An 18646-nucleotide genomic window follows, 5' to 3' on the forward strand; every position below is an offset into this window, starting at 1 on the left:
GCCATTTGTGAAGTAAGAATCATAAATGGCGCGTTTTTCTCAGCGGCACGCCAAGCGTTGGACCAGAAATCAGGCGTCCAGTGCCTGGCGAATGTCGGCGATAAAGGCACGCAAAGCGTCCACGGCCTTCTCGCGCGGCGCATCCTCAAGCAACTGCACCAGGCGGCTGCCAATCACCACGGCGTCGGCCACGCTGCCGATGGCGCGTGCGGTTTGCGCATCACGGATACCGAAACCCACGCCCACGGGCAGATTCGCGTGCTGCTTGATCAGCGGCAGACGCGCAGCCACGCTCTCGAGGTCGAGCGTGGCCGAGCCGGTCACGCCAGTGAGCGACACGTAGTACAGATAGCCACTGGCTACCTTCGCCACCGCGGCGATGCGGTCGTCGGTCGAGGTCGGCGCCAGCAGGAAGATCGGGTCCATCTGGTTCGCGCGCATCAGCGCGGCGAAAGACTCGCACTCTTCGGGCGGGTAGTCGACCACGAGCACGCCGTCCAGGCCGGCCGCGCTGGCCGCCTTGGCGAAGGTTTCCTCACCCATGCGCTCGATCGGGTTGGCGTAGCCCATCAGCACTACCGGCGTGGTCGCGTTCGTCTTGCGGAACTCGGTCACCCAGGCCAGCACCTGTGTCAGCGAAACGCCCTGGGCCAGCGCGCGCTCGGAAGCGCGCTGGATCACGGGGCCGTCGGCCATCGGGTCCGAGAACGGCACGCCAAGCTCGATCACGTCGGCGCCGCCAGCCACGAGGGCGTGCATCAGGTCGACGGTCAACGCGGGAGCCGGATCGCCGGCGGTGATGAACGGAATCAGGCCCTTCTTCTGCTGCGCGGCCAGTGCCGCGAAAGTCTTCTGGATACGGGACATGTCAGTGGCAATCAGATAAGGCGTTGCACGGGCGATGCTGCTTCGTTGGCATCGTCATTGGCGGCGTCGGCGGTATCGGCGACATCGGACGCTTGCGGCTTGAGCGGCGCATACACGGGCTGCGCGGCGGTCACGCGCTCGCGCACCAGGCCGGCGTACTCCGGATTCATCTCGAATCCGACGAAACTGCGGCCGTGCCGGACGCAAGCCACGGCGGTCGTGCCGCTGCCCGTGAACGGGTCGAGCACAATGCCGCCCGGCGGACAGCTGGACAGCACCATGCGCTCGACGATCTCAAGCGGCTTCTGCGTCGGATGGTCGGCCCGCTCCGGGTCCTGGCGGTGAATGCGCGGCACGCTCCACAGGTCCTTCGGGTTGTACCCCACCTCGAGCCATTTCTTGCCCTCGAAGCGCGGCCGGCTGCGCGCCTTCTTGGTCTCGGCGTCGTACGGAATCCGTACCGGATCGAGATCGAAGAAGTAGTCGCGCTGACGGGCGAAGAAACCGATGTTGTCGTGCACCGACGAGAACTTGCGCGTGGTGCCGCCCATGCTCGGTACGCGGCGATCCCAGATGATCTCGTTGATCATCGTCATGCGCCGCTTGAGCATGACGAACAGCTCGGGCGAGTACTGCCAGGTGCAGAACAGGTACAGCGTGCCGCGTGGTGCGATCTTGGGTACGATCGCGTCCATCCAGCGCTCCGACCACTCGAGATAGGCATCGCCCGACAGCAGGTCTGAATCGTTGCCGTAGTCCTTGCCCAGGCCATAGGGCGGGTCCGCCACGACCAGGTCGATCGAGCCGTCGGGGATGCGCTTGATCCCTTCGAGCACGTCTTCCTGATAGAGGCGCATGGTTGCCGTATCGAGAATATCGAACGGTTCCGAACCTGCCCCGCCCTCTTCGGACTGGGACAGCGTCGTATTGGGAGGCAGCGTGCGCATCAGAGTTTCAACCCCGCGCGTTCGGCCACGGTGTGCATGTCCTTGTCGCCACGGCCGGACAGGTTCACGAGCAGCAGCTTGTCGCGGCCCAGCGTCGGCGCCAGCTTGCACGCATAGGCGATCGCATGGCTCGATTCGAGCGCGGGGATGATGCCTTCAATGCGGCAGCAGTCGTGAAACGCCTTGAGGGCCTCCTCGTCGGTGATCGGCACGTACTGCGCGCGGCCCATGTCCTTCAGCCATGCGTGCTCGGGGCCGACGCCGGGGTAGTCCAGGCCTGCCGACACCGAGTGCGTCTCGATGATCTGGCCGTTGGCGTCCTGCAGCAGATAGGTACGGTTGCCGTGCAGCACGCCGGGCGAACCGCCGATCAGCGCAGCAGCGTGGCGACCCGAATCCAGGCCATCACCGGCCGCTTCCACGCCGATCAGCTGCACATCCTTGTGTTCGATATACGGATAGAAAATTCCCATCGCGTTCGAACCGCCGCCGACGCACGCGATCACGGCGTCGGGCTGGCGGCCCGCGAGTTCGGGCATCTGCACCTTGGCTTCCTCGCCAATCACGCACTGGAAATCGCGCACCATCATCGGGTACGGGTGCGGGCCGGCCACGGTGCCGATGATGTAGAACGTGGTCTCGACGTTGGTCACCCAGTCACGCATCGCTTCGTTGAGCGCGTCCTTGAGCGTGCGCGAGCCGCTTTCCACAGGCACCACGGTGGCGCCCAGCAGCTTCATGCGATAGACGTTGGCCGCCTGGCGGCGCACGTCCTCGGAGCCCATGTAGACCACGCACTCCATGCCGAAGCGCGCCGCGATCGTGGCCGTGGCCACGCCATGCTGGCCCGCGCCGGTTTCGGCGATCACACGCTTCTTGCCCATGCGCTTGGCAAGCAGCGCCTGGCCGATCACGTTGTTGATCTTGTGCGCGCCAGTGTGGTTCAGGTCTTCGCGCTTGAGGTAGATCTGCGCGCCACCGAGCGTCTCGCTCCAGCGCTGCGCGTGATAGATCGGCGACGGGCGGCCAACGAAGTGCTTCAGTTCGCGGCGATATTCGGCGTCGAAATCGGGGTCCTTCTGGTACCGCGCGTAGGCGTCGCGCAACTCGTCCAGCGCGTGAACCAGGGTTTCGGAAACGAAGGTACCGCCATAGGGGCCAAAGTGGCCACGGGAATCGGGCAGGTCGTACATGTCCAGGCTCTCAGGAAGCGCGTCAACCATGGGATGACGCGCGGGGTATCGGGGTCGGCGCGGCCGTGAGCCACGGAAGGCGGAGGGAATTACCCTGCGGATCGCCCTGCGTCGGCCTGTCGAACGGCGTGCACGAATGCGGCAATACGGGCGTGGTCTTTCACACCCTTGCTGGCCTCCACGCCGCTGCTGACATCCACAGCGTAGGGCCGCACGCGCTCAATCGCTCCAGCGACGTTTTGCGCGTTCAATCCACCACTCAAAACGATGCGAGGAGCGTCGTTTGCGCGGGGATTGGCAGGATTGGGCGGAAGCCATTGAGCAGGAATCAGGGTCCAGTCGAAAACGTGGCCGCCACCGCCATAGCCTTCCACGAAGGCATCGAGCAACAGGCCGGAAGCGTCACGATATTGATCTGCGAATTCTACCAAATCGAGCCCCGGGCGGACACGTGCGGCGCGCATGAATGGCAGCCGGCAACGCCGGGCGATCTCGGTGCACTGCTGGGGCGTCTCGTCGCCGTGGAACTGAAGCAACGTCAACGGCACACGCTCGGCCACATGGGCCACCTCTTCGGCATCTGCATTGACGAACAGGCCAACCACGGACACGAACGGCGGCACCTGCTCGGCCAGGGCCGCGGCGTGCGCCACATCGACGTGGCGTGGGCTCTTGGCGTAGAAGACCAGGCCGATCGCATCGGCACCGGCATCCACGGCGGCGCGTACGTCCTCGTCGCGCGTCAGGCCGCAGATCTTGATACGCGTGCGGGGCTCAGGCGCCATCGTGGCTATCATCGGCAAATACTCCGTGGAAGAAGCTGGCGGCCGAGTCCGCCTTGGGCAACTGGTATGGCTCAGGATACTTCACGTCGACCAGATAGAGACCGTCCGGCATGAAGGTTGGCGCGGCCTTCTGGCGATTGCGCCCTTCCAGCACTTCCGCCATCCACTCGGCGGGATATCGGCCACGCCCCACCGCCACCAGACAACCCATCAGGTTACGCACCATGTGGTGCAGGAAGGCGCTGGCCCGGAAGCGCAGGAACACCCAGTTGCCATCCGCCTCGATCGTCACGTCGTACATCGTCTTGACGGGCGACTTGGCCTGGCATTCGGCGGCGCGGAACGCCGAGAAATCATGTTCGCCGAGCAGACATGCCGACGCCCGGCGCATCGCCTCGACGTCGAGTCGCTGCCCGTGTGGCAGCATCAGGTAACCGGCACGGCCGTGAATCATCGGCGCGCGGTGCGGCCCCGTGTACAGGGCGTAGTAATACATGCGCTCGTAGGCCAGGAAGCGCGCGTGGAAGTTCTCGTCGACGGGCTCCGCCCACTGCAGCGCGATCGACGGCGGCAGGAAGGCGTTGACGCCACGAACCCATGAAAAGCGGTCGCGGTCGAGTTCGGTGTCGAGGTGGATGACCTGCCCCAGCGCGTGCACACCCGCATCCGTCCGCCCGGCCACCGTGGTCAGCAGTCTCACGCCTGCGAAGCGCTCGATCGCGTCCTCGAGGTGGTCCTGCACGGTATTGCGATGGGGCTGCGACTGCCAGCCGGAGTAGGCCGAGCCGTCATAGTGGAGGCCGATGGCGATGCGGTTCACAGGCAAGAAACAGTTTCCTGATGGCACAAAAACAAAATGCGCCGGAAGGGACGCTTCCGGCGCATCGCTTCGGGTTGCGGTAAGGCATCTGCCGCAAACCCCGCATCATACCGGCCTTTGGGGCGTGCCCCGCGGCCGTCTGTTGCAATGGATCAGGCCACCTCGCGCAGCAACGAGCGGGCTTCCTCCTGCAGGGAATCTTGCGATTGGTCGACCACCTCCTGCAGCAGTTCGCGGGCACCTTCCTTGTCACCGATCTCGATATAGGCGCGCGCCAGATCAAGCTTGATCTGCATATCGCGGCTGCCATCCATCGTGGTGACCGACAACGTGCTGGCGGACATGCCATTCGAATCGCTATGCCGCCCCTCCGACGTCACGCGCGACAGATCGATCGGCTCGACGAGCTTGCCGCCCTGGAGCATCGTCGGCGCGGGCAGCGGCACCGTGGATTCGTCCAGCGACTGCGCCATACCGGACAGCGGCGTGGCGGAGTCCTGCTCCAGCTTTTCCGGATTCAGGTCCAGCGACAGGCTCGACATATCGAACTCGAGCGGACGCGAACGGGTCGGCGTATCGAGCGCCGGCACGCCGGCATCGTGACGTTCGTCGAGTGCGTCGTCGAGACGCACCGGCTCCGACTCGAGATCGTTACCGAACACCAGCGAAGCGGACTCGGGCGCCACGATGGGCTCCCCCGCTGCCGGCGCCGGGAAGGCATCGAGCGGCAAGGCCAACTCCGGCAATGCCAAGTCCGGCATGGCAGGCGGTTGCGTCAGGTTCGCTGCGGGATCCTGCGTGCGCCATTGATCGGCCACCGGGGTGGTCGTATCCGCCTCGTCCGACGTATCCGGCGCGACCGACAGGTACAACGCGTTGCTCGGGTCCAGCTTGCGGCCCATTTCGGCGGCCTGTAGCCAGTCCGCGCCGTGCCCACCCGTCTGGGCGAACATTTCTTCTGCGATCACTCGGAAACCTTCCACATCCTGACGAGTGCTGTAAATCTCCATGAGCTTCAGGCGAATGGCCTGGCGCTCCGGATTCTGCTGCAACGCTTCGCGCAGGATTTCCTCCGCCTGCACGTCGCGTCCATAGGCGATGTAAACCTCGGCCTCGGCGATCGGATCGACTTCCGTCGCCTCGGGTGAATTGTTGCCAATGCGGAAGTCCGCGCCAAACACGCTGTGCTGCGACGTATCGACGCTCTGTCCGCCGGCAGTGCCGAACAGCGAGTGGCCACCGGCCATCACCGTGCTTTCCTGCGACAGGATGCTGTCGCCAAAGCCAGTGCTGTCGCCGGTCTTCTGCTTCTGGCGGCGGCGATAGTACGCATATCCGCCCAGCAGCACAACCATCAGTGCAGCACCCGGCAGTAGCATCGGGTTGGCCAGCAGGCCGTCGAGCAGCGAAGGCTGCGGCAACGGTTCGGGCTTGGGCAGGGCAACGGGCTTCTTCGCGGCAGCCGGGGCCGAAGCTGCGGCGGCCGCAGTTGCTGCCTTCGGAGCCGATGCAGCGGCAGCAGCCGTCGCCGGAGCAGCGGCCTGAGCATCCGAAGCCGTTGCGGCCTGGGCTTGCGGTGCCGATGCGGCTGCGGTTGCTGCCGGAGCAGGCCCGGGTGTGGCGGTGCTTGGTGCTGCGGCGGTCGTCGTGGCTGCTGCCTTGGCAGGCTCTGCCGGCACCACGGCCGGCGCGGGAGCCGCTTCGGCCGCCTTGCCGGCCGGCGCAGGCGCCTTGGCTGCCTGGTTGGCCTGGCCCAACTTCGCGATCTCCGCGTTCTTCAGCTCCATCAGGCGCTGCATGTCGGAGATGTTCTTCTCCAGGTCAGCCACACGCGACTCGGCTTCCTTGAGCTTGCGCTGGCTGGCCACGTCGGCCTCGGCCTGCGCCTGGGCCTTGGCCTGCGCGCCACGGTCCGCCTTGGAGAGCTTCAGTTCGTCACGCGGGCCCGCTGCGGGCACCGTGGTGTCCTGCACGCGCGCCGTCACATTGCCGGACTGTTCGCGGCCCGAACCGGGCTCCACCGACTTGGCGGCAGCAGCAGCGGCCAGTCGGCTGCGATAGCTGTCGAAACCCTGCGTGCGGGCAACCACTTCACGGCGCGCCTCACGCGGGCTGACGGACTGTGCCTGCTGGGCGCTCGGCACCTTCAGCACTGCACCCGATTTGATCCGGTTGATATTGCCGCCGATGAATGCGTTGGGATTGTTGCGATACAGCGCCAACAACATCTGGTCGAGCGACACGGAATCCTGCATCTGGACCGCATCGCCGGCGATGGAAGAGAGCGTGTCTCCACGCTGCACCGTATAGGAACCATTGGCGACGGCACCTGCGTTCGCCACCGGAGCCGTGGCGGGCCGTGGCTGTTGCTGGGCGCGGGGCTGAGCAGGCGCCGCAGGAGCCGGACGCGCGGGCTCGGGAGCGGCTGCGACCGGTGCCGGCGCGGGCGCCGCCCGGGCTGGCGCTGGAGCCGGAGCCGGTGTTGCATCAGGCGTGGCCGCCTGCACCACCGTGGTCGGGGAGAAAGTCTGGTTGGACGGCTTGGCGCCGGCCGGATCCAGCAGGAACGTGTATGCCCGCGTGACCTTGCCGCTGGACCAGCTCATGTCGACCAGAATGTCCACGAACGGCTCGCTGAGCGGCTGGTTCGAGCGGACGGTCGCAACATAGCTGCCGTTCGGGCGCTGCTGCACATCGAGCTTGACGCTCGAGATGGCTGGCAGGTACGTCAGCCCTGCACGCGCATAGGCGGACGGCGGGGCAAGCTTGACAGCCAAACTGCCCGCTTCCTCGGCCGACACGCCGGTGATATCGATTTCGGCCTGGAGCGGCTGCCCCAGGTTGGACTGTACCCGTAGTTGCCCGAACCCCGCGGCATACGCGGCCGGCTGGACAAGCAGCAGGCCGAGAGCCGTGACGGCCAGCGTTGACCAGCGCTGACGGACATTAGGCGCATCTTTCCGGCGATGTAGGCTCACACTCACCTCGTGCTCCGTTATGTTTTTAGTAGCAAAAAGTTAACCCGACCCCAAAACGCATGGCAGGCAGCGCGGTACCGGTTCCAATCGAATATCTACCCGGGCGCACATCACTTCCCATCACCTCGCATCCCGGACGCAGGGTGACGCTGACCCCGTTGGCCTAGCTCATGCCGGCTGTATTGTGACGCAACCCCGGGGAAAATAGCCACCCGGATGCAACAACGCCGCGCTGTGGCGCGGCGTTGCAGGCAAAGCAGCAGATTCTGTTGCCTCGCTGCAACGATGCGGCAAGGCAATTTCGGGAATCAACCCTCGATCAGAATGCGCAGCATACGGCGCAGCGGCTCGGCGGCGCCCCAGAGCAACTGGTCGCCAACGGTGAACGCCGAGAGGTATTCGCCGCCCATCTGCATCTTGCGCAGGCGACCGACCGGAATCGTCAGCGTGCCGGTCACGGCGGCCGGCGTCAGGTCCTTCATGCTGGCCTCACGCGTATTCGGCACCACCTTGGCCCACTGGTTGTTGGCGGCCAGCATGCCTTCGATCTCGTCCAGCGGCACGTCCTTGCGGAGCTTGATCGTCAGCGCCTGCGAGTGGCAGCGCATCGCGCCGATCCGCACGCACAGGCCATCCACGGCGATCGGGCTGGCGCCGGTGGCGCCCAGGAAGCCTTCGCCACGACCCAGAATCTTGTTGGTCTCGGCGCCGCCCTTCCATTCCTCGCGCGACACGCCGTTACCGAGGTCCTTGTCGATCCAGGGGATCAGGTTCCCGGCCAGCGGCACGCCGAACTGCTTGGTTTCGTCGGCAGACAGGCCGTGCTGGGTCGACAGGATCTGTCGGTCGATCTCCAGGATGGCCGAGGCCGGATTGTCCAGCAGCGGCTTGACCGCGGCGTTCAGCGTGCCGAACTGGGTCAGCAGCTCGCGCATATGCTGGGCGCCACCGCCGGAAGCAGCCTGGTACGTCATCGAGGTCATCCACTCGACCAGGTCATGCTCGAACAGGCCACCCAGGCCCATCAGCATGCAGCTCACGGTGCAATTGCCACCGATGAAATTCTTGACGCCCTTCTTCAGCGCGTCCTTGATCACACCCATGTTCACCGGATCGAGCACGATGATCGCGTCGTCCTTCATGCGAAGCGACGATGCGGCGTCGATCCAGTAGCCATTCCAGCCGGCTGCGCGCAGGCGCGGGAAGACGTCGTTGGTGTAGTCGCCGCCCTGGGCGGTGAGCACCACGTCGCACTTCTTCAGCGCTTCGATGTCATTCGCGTCCTTCAGCGTGGTTTCATTCTTGGCCATGGCCGGAGCCTTGCCACCCGCGTTGGACGTGCTGAAGAAAATGGGTTCGAAGTGGTCGAAATCACCTTCTTCCTGCATGCGCTGCATCAGGACGCTGCCGACCATTCCTCGCCAACCGACGAGACCTACAATCATGACTTACCTCGGATGTGATGTGAACTTCCCCGCCATTTTCCTCGCCCGGCGTGGCTGCGCGGGGAAGACGGGCAGGCACGACGAACGATCTAGGGGATCGTTTTGGTAATCGTTTTAATCGTCGTGGTGGTCAGGCCGAGCGAATCCACGCCAATCGAGCCGCGCTTGGCGGTACGAGCAGCGAATGCAGTCAGAAGGGACTGGTGGAATCGGGCCATAGCGGGACAGTCTACACGAATTTGCGGCAGCGCCGCAGGGGAAATAATGGGTGTTTTGTAGCTGCTGAAGGGCTTTCTCCCCTCTCCCACACGCGGGAGAGGGGTCGGGGGAGGCGGTAATCGGCAACAAATTGCGAATTCGCATCTTGCACCGCCCGGCCATCCCCCGCAGCCCCGCTCCCGCCTTGCGGGAAAGGGGAGCAAACCACTCGGCGTCTGGCCTTATTACAGTGCCGCCAGCACCGCCTCGCCCATCTCGCGCGTGCCAACCTGCTTGCAGCCCGGCGTGATGATGTCGGCCGTGCGATAGCCCTGGGCCAGCACCTTCTTGACGGCGTTCTCGATGCGATCGGCCTGTTCGGCGCGGTTCAGCGAGTAGCGCAGCATCATCGCGGCGGAGAGGATCGTGGCCAGCGGATTCGCCACGCCCTTGCCGGCGATGTCAGGCGCCGAGCCGTGCGACGGCTCGTACAGACCCTTGTTGTTGGCATCGAGCGACGCCGACGGCAGCATGCCGATCGAACCGGTCAGCATCGCGGCCTCGTCGGACAGGATGTCACCGAACATGTTGCCAGTGACGATCACGTCGAAGCTCTTCGGTGCCTTGACGAGTTGCATCGCGGCGTTGTCCACGTACATGTGCGACAGCTCGACGTCCGGGTACTCCTTGCTGACGTCGATCACGATGTCTTTCCAGAACTGGAAAGTCTCGAGCACGTTGGCCTTGTCGACGCTGCACAGCTTCTTGCCACGCTTGGCTGCGGCCTGGAACGCCACATGCGCGATGCGGCGGACTTCCGGCTCGCTGTAGCGCATCGTGTCGAAGCCTTCGCGGGCGCCCTTGAACAGGCCATCCGGCGCCTCGCGCACACCGCGCGGCTGGCCGAAGTAGATGTCGCCGTTCAGTTCGCGCACGATCAGGATATCCAGGCCGGCCACCAGTTCGGGCTTCAGGCTCGATGCACCGGTCAGTTCCGGGTAGCAGATGGCCGGACGGAAGTTGGCGAACAGCTGCAGATGCTTGCGCAGGCCGAGAATGGCCTGCTCGGGACGCAGCGGACGCTCCAGGCTGTCGTACTTCCAGTCGCCCACAGCGCCAAACAGGATGGCGTCGGCTTCCTTGGCCAGCTTCAGCGTGTTGTCCGGCAGCGGATGGCCTTCGGCCTCGTAGCCAGCGCCGCCAACGGGCGCGGTTTCCATCTCGAACTTCTCGTCCAGTGCGTTGAGCACCTTGACAGCTTCGGCAACGATCTCGGGGCCAATGCCATCGCCCGGCAGAACTGCAATCTTCATCTTTCTAATCCTGTAGTTTGTCTTGCCTCAGCCAACCACGCGGTTGCCCAGCCACGGCATCTTCGTGAGGCGCTCGGCCTCATATGCCTTGATCTTGTCCTTGTGACGCAGCGTCAGGCCAATGTCGTCGAAGCCGTTCAACATGCAGTACTTGCGGAACGGGGCGATATCGAACGAGTAGTTGTCGCCGCCCGGCGTGACCACCACCCGGCGATCCAGATCGATCGTCAGCTTGTAGCCAGGGAACGCGTTGGTCTCGTTGAACAGGTGGTCGACCTGAAGGTCCGTCAGCACCACCGGCAGCAGGCCGTTCTTGTAGCAGTTGTTGAAGAAGATGTCGGCGAAGCTCGGCGCGATGACGGCACGGAAGCCGTATTGCGTGAGTGCCCACGGTGCGTGCTCGCGTGAGCTACCGCAACCGAAGTTGTTGCGCGCCAGCAGGATCGAAGCCCCTTGGTAACGCGGCTGATTCAGCACGAAGTCCGGGTTCAGCGGACGCTTGCTGTTGTCCTGTCCCGGCTCGCCGACGTCCTTGTAGCGCCACTCGTCGAACAGGTTCGGGCCAAAGCCCGTGCGCTTGATCGACTTCAGAAACTGCTTCGGAATGATCGCGTCGGTATCGACGTTTTCACGATCGAGCGGCGCCACAAGGCCGCTGTGTACGGTGAACTTTTCCATGTGATGTCCTTACTTCTTCGTCGCCGCGCTCTCGAGCGAACGGCCCGCAGCCTGCGTGTCCTTGCCCAGGCCGGCCATGGTGTTGCAGCCGGCGATTTGCAGCATGCCCAGACATGCCAGCAGCGTGATCACGAACTTTTTCATATGTCTCAATGCCGATCGGCGCAGGCTCAACCGAGCTTGCGAATATCGACGAAGTGCCCCTCGATCGCAGCCGCGGCAGCCATCGCCGGGCTCAGCAGGTGCGTGCGGCCACCGGCGCCCTGACGGCCTTCGAAGTTGCGATTCGACGTCGACGCGCAGCGCTCGCCCGGATCCAGGCGGTCAGCGTTCATCGCCAGGCACATCGAGCACCCCGGCTCACGCCATTCGAAGCCGGCAGCCTTGAAGATCTTGTCCAGACCTTCGCGCTCGGCCTGTTCCTTCACCAGACCCGAACCCGGCACCACCATCGCCAGCTTCACGTTCGACGCGACCTTGCGGCCCAGCTTCTGCACGACCCATGCGGCGGCACGCATGTCTTCGATGCGACTGTTCGTGCAGGACCCGATGAACACCTTGTCGATGTTGATCGACTCCATCGGCACGTTCGGCTGCAGGCCCATGTACTCGAGCGCGCGCTCCATCGCGTTGCGCTTGTTCGAGTCCTTCTCCTTTTCGGGATCCGGAACGCGGTCCTCGATGCTGATGACCATTTCGGGCGACGTGCCCCAGGTCACCTGCGGACGGACCTCTTCGGCACGCAGCTCCACAACCTTGTCGAAGTGGGCGCCGGCATCCGAATGCAGCGTGCGCCAATAACCCACGGCCTGCTCCCACTCCACGCCTTGCGGCGCGAACGGACGGTTCTTGACGTATTCGAGCGTGACATCGTCAACGGCCACCAGGCCGGCACGCGCGCCAGCTTCGATTGCCATGTTGCAGACGGTCATGCGGCCTTCCATCGTCAGGTCGCGAATGGCCGAGCCGGCGAACTCCATCGTGTAGCCCGTGCCGCCCGCCGTGCCGATCTTGCCGATGACGGCCAGCACGATGTCCTTGGCGGTGCAGCCGCGGGGCAGCTTGCCTTCCACCTTGATCAGCATGTTCTTGGCCTTCTTGCCCAGCAGCGTCTGGGTGGCCAGCACGTGCTCCACTTCCGACGTGCCGATGCCGTGGGCCAGCGCACCGAACGCGCCGTGCGTGCTGGTGTGCGAGTCACCGCAGACCACGGTCATGCCGGGCAGCGTGGCGCCCTGCTCCGGCCCGATCACGTGAACGATGCCCTGACGGTGATCGTTCATCTTGAACTGGGTGATGCCATAGGCATCGCAGTTCAGGTCGAGCGTGTCCACCTGGAGCTTCGAGATCGGGTCGGCGATGCCTTGCGAGCGGTCGGTGGTCGGCACGTTGTGATCCGACACGGCCAGGTTGGCGCTGATGCGCCAGACCGGACGCTCCGCCAGCTTTAGTCCTTCGAACGCCTGCGGGCTGGTCACTTCGTGAAGCAGGTGGCGATCGATGTAGAGCAGCGTGGTGCCGTCTTCCTCGACGTGGACGGTGTGGTCATCCCAGAGTTTGTCGTAGAGCGTCTTGGCCATGATGCGAGTGGCGAACCGTCCGCTCTGCCCATCCGGGGCAGCAGCGGCGCGGGTCCGCGCATTGGTTTGCAGGGGAATTGTTTTCCGGATGCCTTCGCGGGCAAGCAGGTATTTTGCTGCGATTCCGGCAAGGCCGGGGGATTGCTTGACATCGCAATCGATTATGCCATGTGGGCCGGCCGCCAGCGGGTCGGAGAGACCACCCGGGCGGCGGTCATTGGCGAAAGGGGGATTTCGCGGATGGCGAAGGGGCCTTTGACGTCGGCCAGTCTGCCTCCCCTCTCGCGCGGACGAGAGAGGGGAGAAATCGGCACCTTACCCGCCCAGATACGCCGCGCGGATGCGGTCGTTGGCCAGCAGGTTCTGTCCGGTATCGGCCAGCACCACCTTGCCGGTTTCCAGCACATAGCCCCGGTCGGCTACCTGCAGCGCCTTGTTGGCGTTCTGCTCGACCAGGAACACGGTGACGCCCTCATCACGAATCGTGCGAATAATGTCGAAGATCTGCGCGATGATCAGCGGGGCCAGGCCAAGCGTCGGCTCGTCCAGCAACAGCAGGCGCGGCTTGCTCATCAGCGCGCGGCCGATCGCAAGCATCTGCTGTTCGCCGCCTGACATCGTGCCAGCGCGCTGGCTTGCGCGCTGATTCAGACGCGGGAACAGCTTGAACACGTGCTCGATGCCTTCTTCGATCTCGTGACGGCTGGCGAAGAACGCCCCCATCTTGAGGTTCTCCAGCACGGTCAGGCTCGGGAATACACGGCGGCCTTCCGGCGAGATGGCCATGCCCATGCGCATGATCTCGTGCGTGTTGCGCCGCGTGATGTCCTGCCCCTCGAACGACACCCGGCCGCTGGACGCGCGCGGCGTGCCGCACACCGTCATCATCAGCGTGGTCTTGCCGGCCCCGTTGCTACCGATCAGCGTGACGATCTCGCCCTTGTTGACCTCGATCGACACACCCGACAGCGCCTCGACCGCGCCGTAGTGGGTATGGACGTTTTCCAGCTTCAGCATCAGTCCTCTCCCAGATAGGCCTTGATCACGCGCGGGTCGTTGCGCACTTCCTCGGGCTTGCCAACCATGATCGGCTTGCCGTGCTCCATCACCAGGATGCGATCGGACACGCCCATCACCAGGCTCATGTCGTGCTCGATCAGCAGCACCGAGATGTTGAACTCGCGACGCAGCTTGTCGATCAGCTGCTGCAGCTCGATCTTCTCCTGCGGATTCAGGCCAGCGGCCGGTTCGTCGAGCATCAGCAAGCGGGGCTTCGTGATCATGCAGCGCGCGATCTCGAGCCGGCGCTGATGGCCATACGACAACGTGCCCGCCTCGCGGTTGGCCACGCTGGTCAGGCCCATGCGCTCCAGCCATTCGGCGGCACGGCCCAGCGCCGCGCGCTCGGCGTGGCGATAGGCTGGCGTGGCCAGCAGCCCATGCAACAAACCTGCCTTCACCTGCAGGTGCTGCGCGACCATGAGGTTCTCCACCACGGTCAGCTGCTTGAACAGGCGAATGTTCTGGAATGTGCGCACCAGACCGCGGCGTGCAACCTGATGGCTCGGCAGACGCGCGATCGAGTGGCCGTCGAGCATGATCTCGCCGGCCGTGGGCTTGTAGAAACCGCCCACGCAGTTGAACACGGTGGTCTTGCCCGCGCCGTTCGGGCCGATGATGGCGAAGACCTCGTCACGACGCACATCGAACTCGATGCCGTCGACGGCCAGCAGACCGCCAAAGCGCATCTGCAGGCCGGATACTTTCAGCATTTCTGCGCTCATCGCGGCAACTCCACGTGGGGACGGCTTGCGGGCAGCAGGCCCTGCGGACGCCACATCATCATCAGCACCATCACCAGACCGAAAATCAGCATCCGGTACTCGGCGAAGTCACGCGCCACCTCGGGCAGCACGGTCAGCAGGATGGCAGCCAGGATCACGCCAAGCTGCGAACCCATGCCGCCGAGCACAACCACGGCCAGGATCAGCGCGGACTCGATGAACGTGAAGGATTCCGGATTGACCAACCCCTGGCGCGCCGCGAAAAACGCGCCGGCCAGACCGGCGAACGATGCACCCAGCGTGAACGCAGACAGCTTGATGCGCGTGGGATTCAGGCCCAGCGAGCGGCACGCGATCTCGTCCTCGCGCAGTGCCTCCCAGGCACGGCCCATCGGCATCCGGATCAGACGACTGGTCACGAACAGCGTGAAGCCCACCAGCAGCAGCCCGAGCAGGTACAGGAAGATCACCATGTGCTGGCCGGTATAGGGAATACCGATCAGGTCATTGAACGTCTTCGCCCCTTCCACGCTGGCGCTGCGTGCCAGTTCGATACCGAACACGGTCGGCTTCGGAATACCCGAGACGCCATCCGGACCTCCGGTCAGGCTGGTCAGGTTGTTCAGCAGCAGACGAATGATTTCGCCGAAGCCCAGCGTCACGATGGCCAGGTAGTCACCACGCAGCCGGAGCACCGGGAAACCGAGCACGAAGCCGAACGTCGCGGCCAGACCAGCGGCCAGCGGCAGGCACTCCCAGAACGTCAGGCCGAAGTACTGGTTCAGCAGCGCGTAGGTGTAGCCACCCACAGCGTAGAAACCCACGTAGCCCAGGTCGAGCAGACCGGCAAAGCCCACCACGATGTTCAGGCCCAGGCCCAGGATCACGTAGATCAGCGCCAGCGTGGCCACGTCCACCGCGCCGCGCGAGCCGAGGAACGGAAACACCAGCCCCACGGCCAGCAGCAGCCACACCGCCCTGCGTTGCCGCTGCGCGCCCATCGCGGGCAGCGCCGGCAGCTTCACGGCGCCGCGCGCGCGCGTCAGCATCGGCTTGAACAACTGGAAGATGAACACCACGGCCACGGCGATCCATACCGGACGCCAGTGCGGCTCGAGCACCACCTTGTAGCCGTCGAGCTTCAGTTGCAGCCCGAGCAGCGGCACGGTCAGGATGGCCGTCAGCACGGCGGCCGTCACCGCGTTCTTCAGCGTGTCGGAGACCGACGTTTGCGGGACGGACGCCCGCGAAATCGAAGTCGCTTGAGTCATGTCGTCCTCCCCTTAGACCTTTTCCACGTCGGGCTTGCCGAGCAGGCCCGTGGGACGGAAGAGCAGCACCAGGACCAGCAGGCCGAACGCCACCACGTCCTTGTACTCGGCCGGCATGTAGCCGGAGGCGAAGGTTTCGGCCAGACCCAGCAGCACGCCGCCGAGCATGGCGCCCGGGATGCTGCCGATGCCGCCCAGCACCGCCGCCGTGAAGGCCTTGATGCCAGCGATGAAGCCAATGAATGGATTGAGCTTACCGATCGTCAGACCAATCAGCACGCCGCCCACGGCGGCCAGCATCGCGCCGAGCACGAACGTGAAGGAGATCACGCGGTTCGTGTCGATACCGAGCAGGTTGGCCATGCGCATGTCTTCCGCGCAGGCGCGGCAGGCGCGGCCCATGCGGGAATGGCCAATGAACAGCGTCAGCACGATCATCAGCACCAGCGTCACGCCCACGATGAGCAGCCGCGAATACGGCACGGTCACCGTGAAGTCGCTGCCCATCTGGAATTCGATCGCGCCAGAAATCAGGATGGGCACCGACACGTCGCGCGCGCCCTGCCCAATCTGGACATAGTTCTGCAGGAAGATCGACATGCCGATAGCCGAGATCAACGGCACCAGGCGCGGCCCGCCACGCAGGGGGCGATACGCCACGCGCTCGACGGCATAGCCGTAGCAGCCTGTCACGGCGACGGAGACGATCAGTGCCGCGCCAAGCACCAGCGGCAGCGGATAACCCGCCTGCGCGCCAATGGCGGTCAGCGTCACGAGACCCACGTACGCGCCGATCATGTAGATCTCGCCGTGGGCAAAGTTGATCATGCCGATGATGCCGTAGACCATCGTGTAGCCGATGGCGATCAACGCATAGATCGCACCCAGCGTCAGGCCGTTGACCAGCTGCTGAGTGAACTGTGGAAGAAATTCGTTCATGCGAGGGACCTTGTGGATCGGGAAGCCCGATGCGGGGAGTTGACCGCCGTCATGTGGCGATCCATCAACATCGAACCGATACCAAAACGCCCCGCTCGCCGGGTCGGGAGCGGGGCGTCTCGCCAGAATGGCGCCGGGATTTAGTTGGCGGCGGTCTTCGTGGCGTCCTTGTGCCACGTGTAGACGACGAACTTGAACGACTTCAGGTCGCCCTTCGCGTCATATTCAACCTTGCCGATCGGCGTGTTGAACGCGTTCTTGTGCATGTAAGCGGCAACCTTCGTCGGGTCCGTGCTCTTGGCGCCCGTGATGGCATCGCCAATGATCTTCACGGCGGCGTACGCGGGCATCTGGAACGGACCGTTCGGGTCACGCTTCTTGTCGGCGAAAGCCTTCACCAGGGCCGCATTGGCCGGATCGGCCGAGAAGTCGGCGGGCAGCGTCACCAGCATGCCTTCCGAAGCCGGGCCGGCGATGGCGGTCACGTCCTTGTTGCCAACGCCCTCGGGACCCATGAAGGTCGCCTTGACGCCCTGCTCACGCGCCTGGCGCAGCAGCAGGCCCATTTCCGGGTGGTAGCCACCGAAATAGACGAAGTCCACGCCTTGCGACTTCAGCTTGGTGATGACAGCGGAGTAGTCGGAATCACCGGCGTTGATGCCTTCGAAGACCGCCACGGGAATCTTGGCCGCTTCCAGATCCTTCTTCACCGAGCTGGCGATGCCCTGGCCGTACGACTGCTTGTCGTGCAGCACGGCAACCTTCTTCGGCTTGACCTTGTTGATGATGTACTGGGCGGCTGCCGGACCTTGCTGGTCGTCACGGCCGATCGTACGGAAGATGAAGTTGCGCTTCTTCGTTTCGGTCAGCTGCGGCGCGGTAGCCGACGGCGTGACCATCACGATGCCTTCGTTTTCGTAGATATCCGATGCCGGGATCGTTGAACCCGAGCACACGTGACCAATCACGTAGTGGATGCCCTGGCTCACGATCTTGTTGGCCACGGCCACAGCCTGCTTCGGTTCGCAAGCATCGTCCATCATGACGGCTTCGAACTTGTTGCCGTTGGCGCCGCCGGCGGCATTGATCTGTTCGATGGCGGTCAGGGCACCAGCCTTGACCATGTCGCCGTACTGGGCGACCGAGCCGCTCATCGGGCCGGCAATGGCGATCTTGATGGTTTCGGCGTTGGCCGAAGTAAAGGCAGCGAGGCCGGCAGTGGCAAGCACGGCGGCCATGGCAGTGGACGTGAGACGGGACAACGTCATCAGGAGCTCCTCGATTATGTATTGGTCATCCGGGCAGAGTCGGCATGACCGGCGCAATCGAACAACACCCGCGGGAATGCGCCGCCTGACGTGGCGAACGGTACGGCCCAGAGCGGAAGTCGGGCCTGCGGTGAAGAGTTGATGCTTGTGCGGGGCCCGGCATGTGTCGGCGCCCGCCAGACGACGGTCGCCAAAAGTTCGGAAAGACAACGTTGATGCGTTCTCTATTGCGCAAGCGCTTCGCCTGCCCCGCTTTCCAACACGGCTGGCCGGAAGGGTGGCCCGGCTGCCGGTCGGTAAAGCAGCCCGCATTATAAAGGGAAAGTTGCAACCAGATAGAGTGAAGTTCTTCGAATTTGGGGAAAACCCGACAACTTATGAAGACCGTTGCAACCCGCCGACGGCAGGATTCGCCGCCAAAAGCTGATTTCACAACAATTGTGCACAGCGGCATCTGTGGCGCGCCGGTTGCATTGGGCCACCTATGGCAACCGCAGGGCTAGCCCCCTACAAGGACATGAGATCGCGCGAGTCAATGATCGGCGCCAGCCTCAGGCTTGACCGCCGCGCTGCCCCGCTC

Annotated in this window: 16 protein-coding genes; all 16 read right to left on the bottom strand. The window is 64.4% G+C overall.

Annotated features, from left to right (window positions below):
* Positions 1-69: 69 nt before the first annotated feature.
* The 16 genes from trpA to K6G35_RS11280 all read right to left on the bottom strand — a co-directional run bounded on the left by trpA (position 70) and on the right by K6G35_RS11280 (position 18066).
* Entirely contained in the window at positions 70-867 is a 798-nt protein-coding gene (gene trpA / locus K6G35_RS11205) for a tryptophan synthase subunit alpha (RefSeq protein WP_035884869.1), read from the bottom strand.
* Positions 868-878: 11 nt separating this feature from the next.
* Positions 879-1814 carry a DNA-methyltransferase gene (locus K6G35_RS11210; protein WP_008648449.1) on the bottom strand — a complete coding sequence of 312 codons (936 nt, stop codon included), beginning with the start codon at positions 1812-1814 and terminating at the stop codon, positions 879-881.
* On the bottom strand, positions 1814-3007 hold the full coding sequence (gene trpB / locus K6G35_RS11215) for a tryptophan synthase subunit beta (protein ID WP_008648451.1): 1194 nt from the start codon (positions 3005-3007) through the stop codon (positions 1814-1816). The genes K6G35_RS11210 and trpB overlap by 1 nt, the downstream gene beginning before the upstream one ends.
* An 89-nt stretch (positions 3008-3096) precedes the next feature.
* Positions 3097-3792: a phosphoribosylanthranilate isomerase gene (locus K6G35_RS11220; RefSeq protein ID WP_495675737.1), complete on the bottom strand. Its 696-nt coding sequence runs from the start codon at positions 3790-3792 to the stop codon at positions 3097-3099.
* On the bottom strand, positions 3782-4612 hold the full coding sequence (gene truA / locus K6G35_RS11225) for a tRNA pseudouridine(38-40) synthase TruA (RefSeq protein ID WP_186425131.1): 831 nt from the start codon (positions 4610-4612) through the stop codon (positions 3782-3784). The genes K6G35_RS11220 and truA overlap by 11 nt, the downstream gene beginning before the upstream one ends.
* Before the next feature lie 152 nt (positions 4613-4764).
* A complete protein-coding gene (locus tag K6G35_RS11230; RefSeq protein ID WP_035884867.1) occupies positions 4765-7596 on the bottom strand; it encodes a motility hub landmark protein FimV in 2832 nt (943 codons plus the stop codon).
* Between the two features lie 302 nt (positions 7597-7898).
* A complete protein-coding gene (gene asd / locus K6G35_RS11235; protein WP_008649390.1) occupies positions 7899-9035 on the bottom strand; it encodes an aspartate-semialdehyde dehydrogenase in 1137 nt (378 codons plus the stop codon).
* Positions 9036-9478: 443 nt separating this feature from the next.
* Positions 9479-10546 (bottom strand): 3-isopropylmalate dehydrogenase, encoded by a 1068-nt coding sequence (gene leuB, locus K6G35_RS11240; protein ID WP_008649389.1) that lies wholly within the window; start codon positions 10544-10546, stop codon positions 9479-9481.
* Between the two features lie 27 nt (positions 10547-10573).
* Entirely contained in the window at positions 10574-11224 is a 651-nt protein-coding gene (gene leuD / locus K6G35_RS11245; protein ID WP_495675738.1) for a 3-isopropylmalate dehydratase small subunit, read from the bottom strand.
* 9 nt (positions 11225-11233) lie between these two features.
* The gene (locus tag K6G35_RS11250; RefSeq protein WP_008649378.1) at positions 11234-11368 is read right to left on the bottom strand and encodes an entericidin A/B family lipoprotein; all 135 of its coding nucleotides are present in this window, start codon (positions 11366-11368) and stop codon (positions 11234-11236) included.
* 26 nt (positions 11369-11394) lie between these two features.
* The gene (gene leuC, locus K6G35_RS11255; RefSeq protein ID WP_035884865.1) at positions 11395-12804 is read right to left on the bottom strand and encodes a 3-isopropylmalate dehydratase large subunit; all 1410 of its coding nucleotides are present in this window, start codon (positions 12802-12804) and stop codon (positions 11395-11397) included.
* Positions 12805-13119: 315 nt separating this feature from the next.
* Positions 13120-13821 (bottom strand): ABC transporter ATP-binding protein, encoded by a 702-nt coding sequence (locus tag K6G35_RS11260; protein ID WP_029307381.1) that lies wholly within the window; start codon positions 13819-13821, stop codon positions 13120-13122.
* Positions 13821-14588, bottom strand: a complete 768-nt coding sequence (gene livG / locus K6G35_RS11265; RefSeq protein WP_008649372.1) for a high-affinity branched-chain amino acid ABC transporter ATP-binding protein LivG — start codon at positions 14586-14588, stop codon at positions 13821-13823. Before livG ends, K6G35_RS11260 begins: the two co-directional genes overlap by 1 nt.
* Complete coding sequence (locus K6G35_RS11270; protein ID WP_495675739.1) at positions 14585-15859, bottom strand: high-affinity branched-chain amino acid ABC transporter permease LivM; 1275 nt, start codon at positions 15857-15859, stop codon at positions 14585-14587. Before K6G35_RS11270 ends, livG begins: the two co-directional genes overlap by 4 nt.
* Positions 15860-15871: 12 nt before the next feature.
* The gene (gene livH / locus K6G35_RS11275) at positions 15872-16798 is read right to left on the bottom strand and encodes a high-affinity branched-chain amino acid ABC transporter permease LivH (RefSeq protein ID WP_008649368.1); all 927 of its coding nucleotides are present in this window, start codon (positions 16796-16798) and stop codon (positions 15872-15874) included.
* Positions 16799-16938: 140 nt separating this feature from the next.
* Complete coding sequence (locus K6G35_RS11280; RefSeq protein ID WP_008649366.1) at positions 16939-18066, bottom strand: branched-chain amino acid ABC transporter substrate-binding protein; 1128 nt, start codon at positions 18064-18066, stop codon at positions 16939-16941.
* Positions 18067-18646 lie beyond the last annotated feature (580 nt).

The organism is Cupriavidus sp. HY129 (assembly GCF_059492215.1).

Bases quoted from the DNA above. Each gene is read 5' to 3' on its own strand.
- K6G35_RS11270 (WP_495675739.1), bottom strand. From the start codon at position 15,859: ATGACTCAAGCGACTTCGATTTCGCGGGCGTCCGTCCCGCAAACGTCG.
- K6G35_RS11220 (WP_495675737.1), bottom strand. From the start codon at position 3,792: ATGGCGCCTGAGCCCCGCACGCGTATCAAGATCTGCGGCCTGACGCGC.
- K6G35_RS11210 (WP_008648449.1), bottom strand. From the start codon at position 1,814: ATGCGCACGCTGCCTCCCAATACGACGCTGTCCCAGTCCGAAGAGGGC.
- trpB (WP_008648451.1), bottom strand. From the start codon at position 3,007: ATGTACGACCTGCCCGATTCCCGTGGCCACTTTGGCCCCTATGGCGGT.
- livH (WP_008649368.1), bottom strand. From the start codon at position 16,798: ATGAACGAATTTCTTCCACAGTTCACTCAGCAGCTGGTCAACGGCCTG.
- leuB (WP_008649389.1), bottom strand. From the start codon at position 10,546: ATGAAGATTGCAGTTCTGCCGGGCGATGGCATTGGCCCCGAGATCGTT.
- leuD (WP_495675738.1), bottom strand. From the start codon at position 11,224: ATGGAAAAGTTCACCGTACACAGCGGCCTTGTGGCGCCGCTCGATCGT.
- K6G35_RS11260 (WP_029307381.1), bottom strand. From the start codon at position 13,821: ATGCTGAAGCTGGAAAACGTCCATACCCACTACGGCGCGGTCGAGGCG.
- livG (WP_008649372.1), bottom strand. From the start codon at position 14,588: ATGAGCGCAGAAATGCTGAAAGTATCCGGCCTGCAGATGCGCTTTGGC.
- K6G35_RS11280 (WP_008649366.1), bottom strand. From the start codon at position 18,066: ATGACGTTGTCCCGTCTCACGTCCACTGCCATGGCCGCCGTGCTTGCC.
- leuC (WP_035884865.1), bottom strand. From the start codon at position 12,804: ATGGCCAAGACGCTCTACGACAAACTCTGGGATGACCACACCGTCCAC.
- trpA (WP_035884869.1), bottom strand. From the start codon at position 867: ATGTCCCGTATCCAGAAGACTTTCGCGGCACTGGCCGCGCAGCAGAAG.
- asd (WP_008649390.1), bottom strand. From the start codon at position 9,035: ATGATTGTAGGTCTCGTCGGTTGGCGAGGAATGGTCGGCAGCGTCCTG.
- K6G35_RS11250 (WP_008649378.1), bottom strand. From the start codon at position 11,368: ATGAAAAAGTTCGTGATCACGCTGCTGGCATGTCTGGGCATGCTGCAA.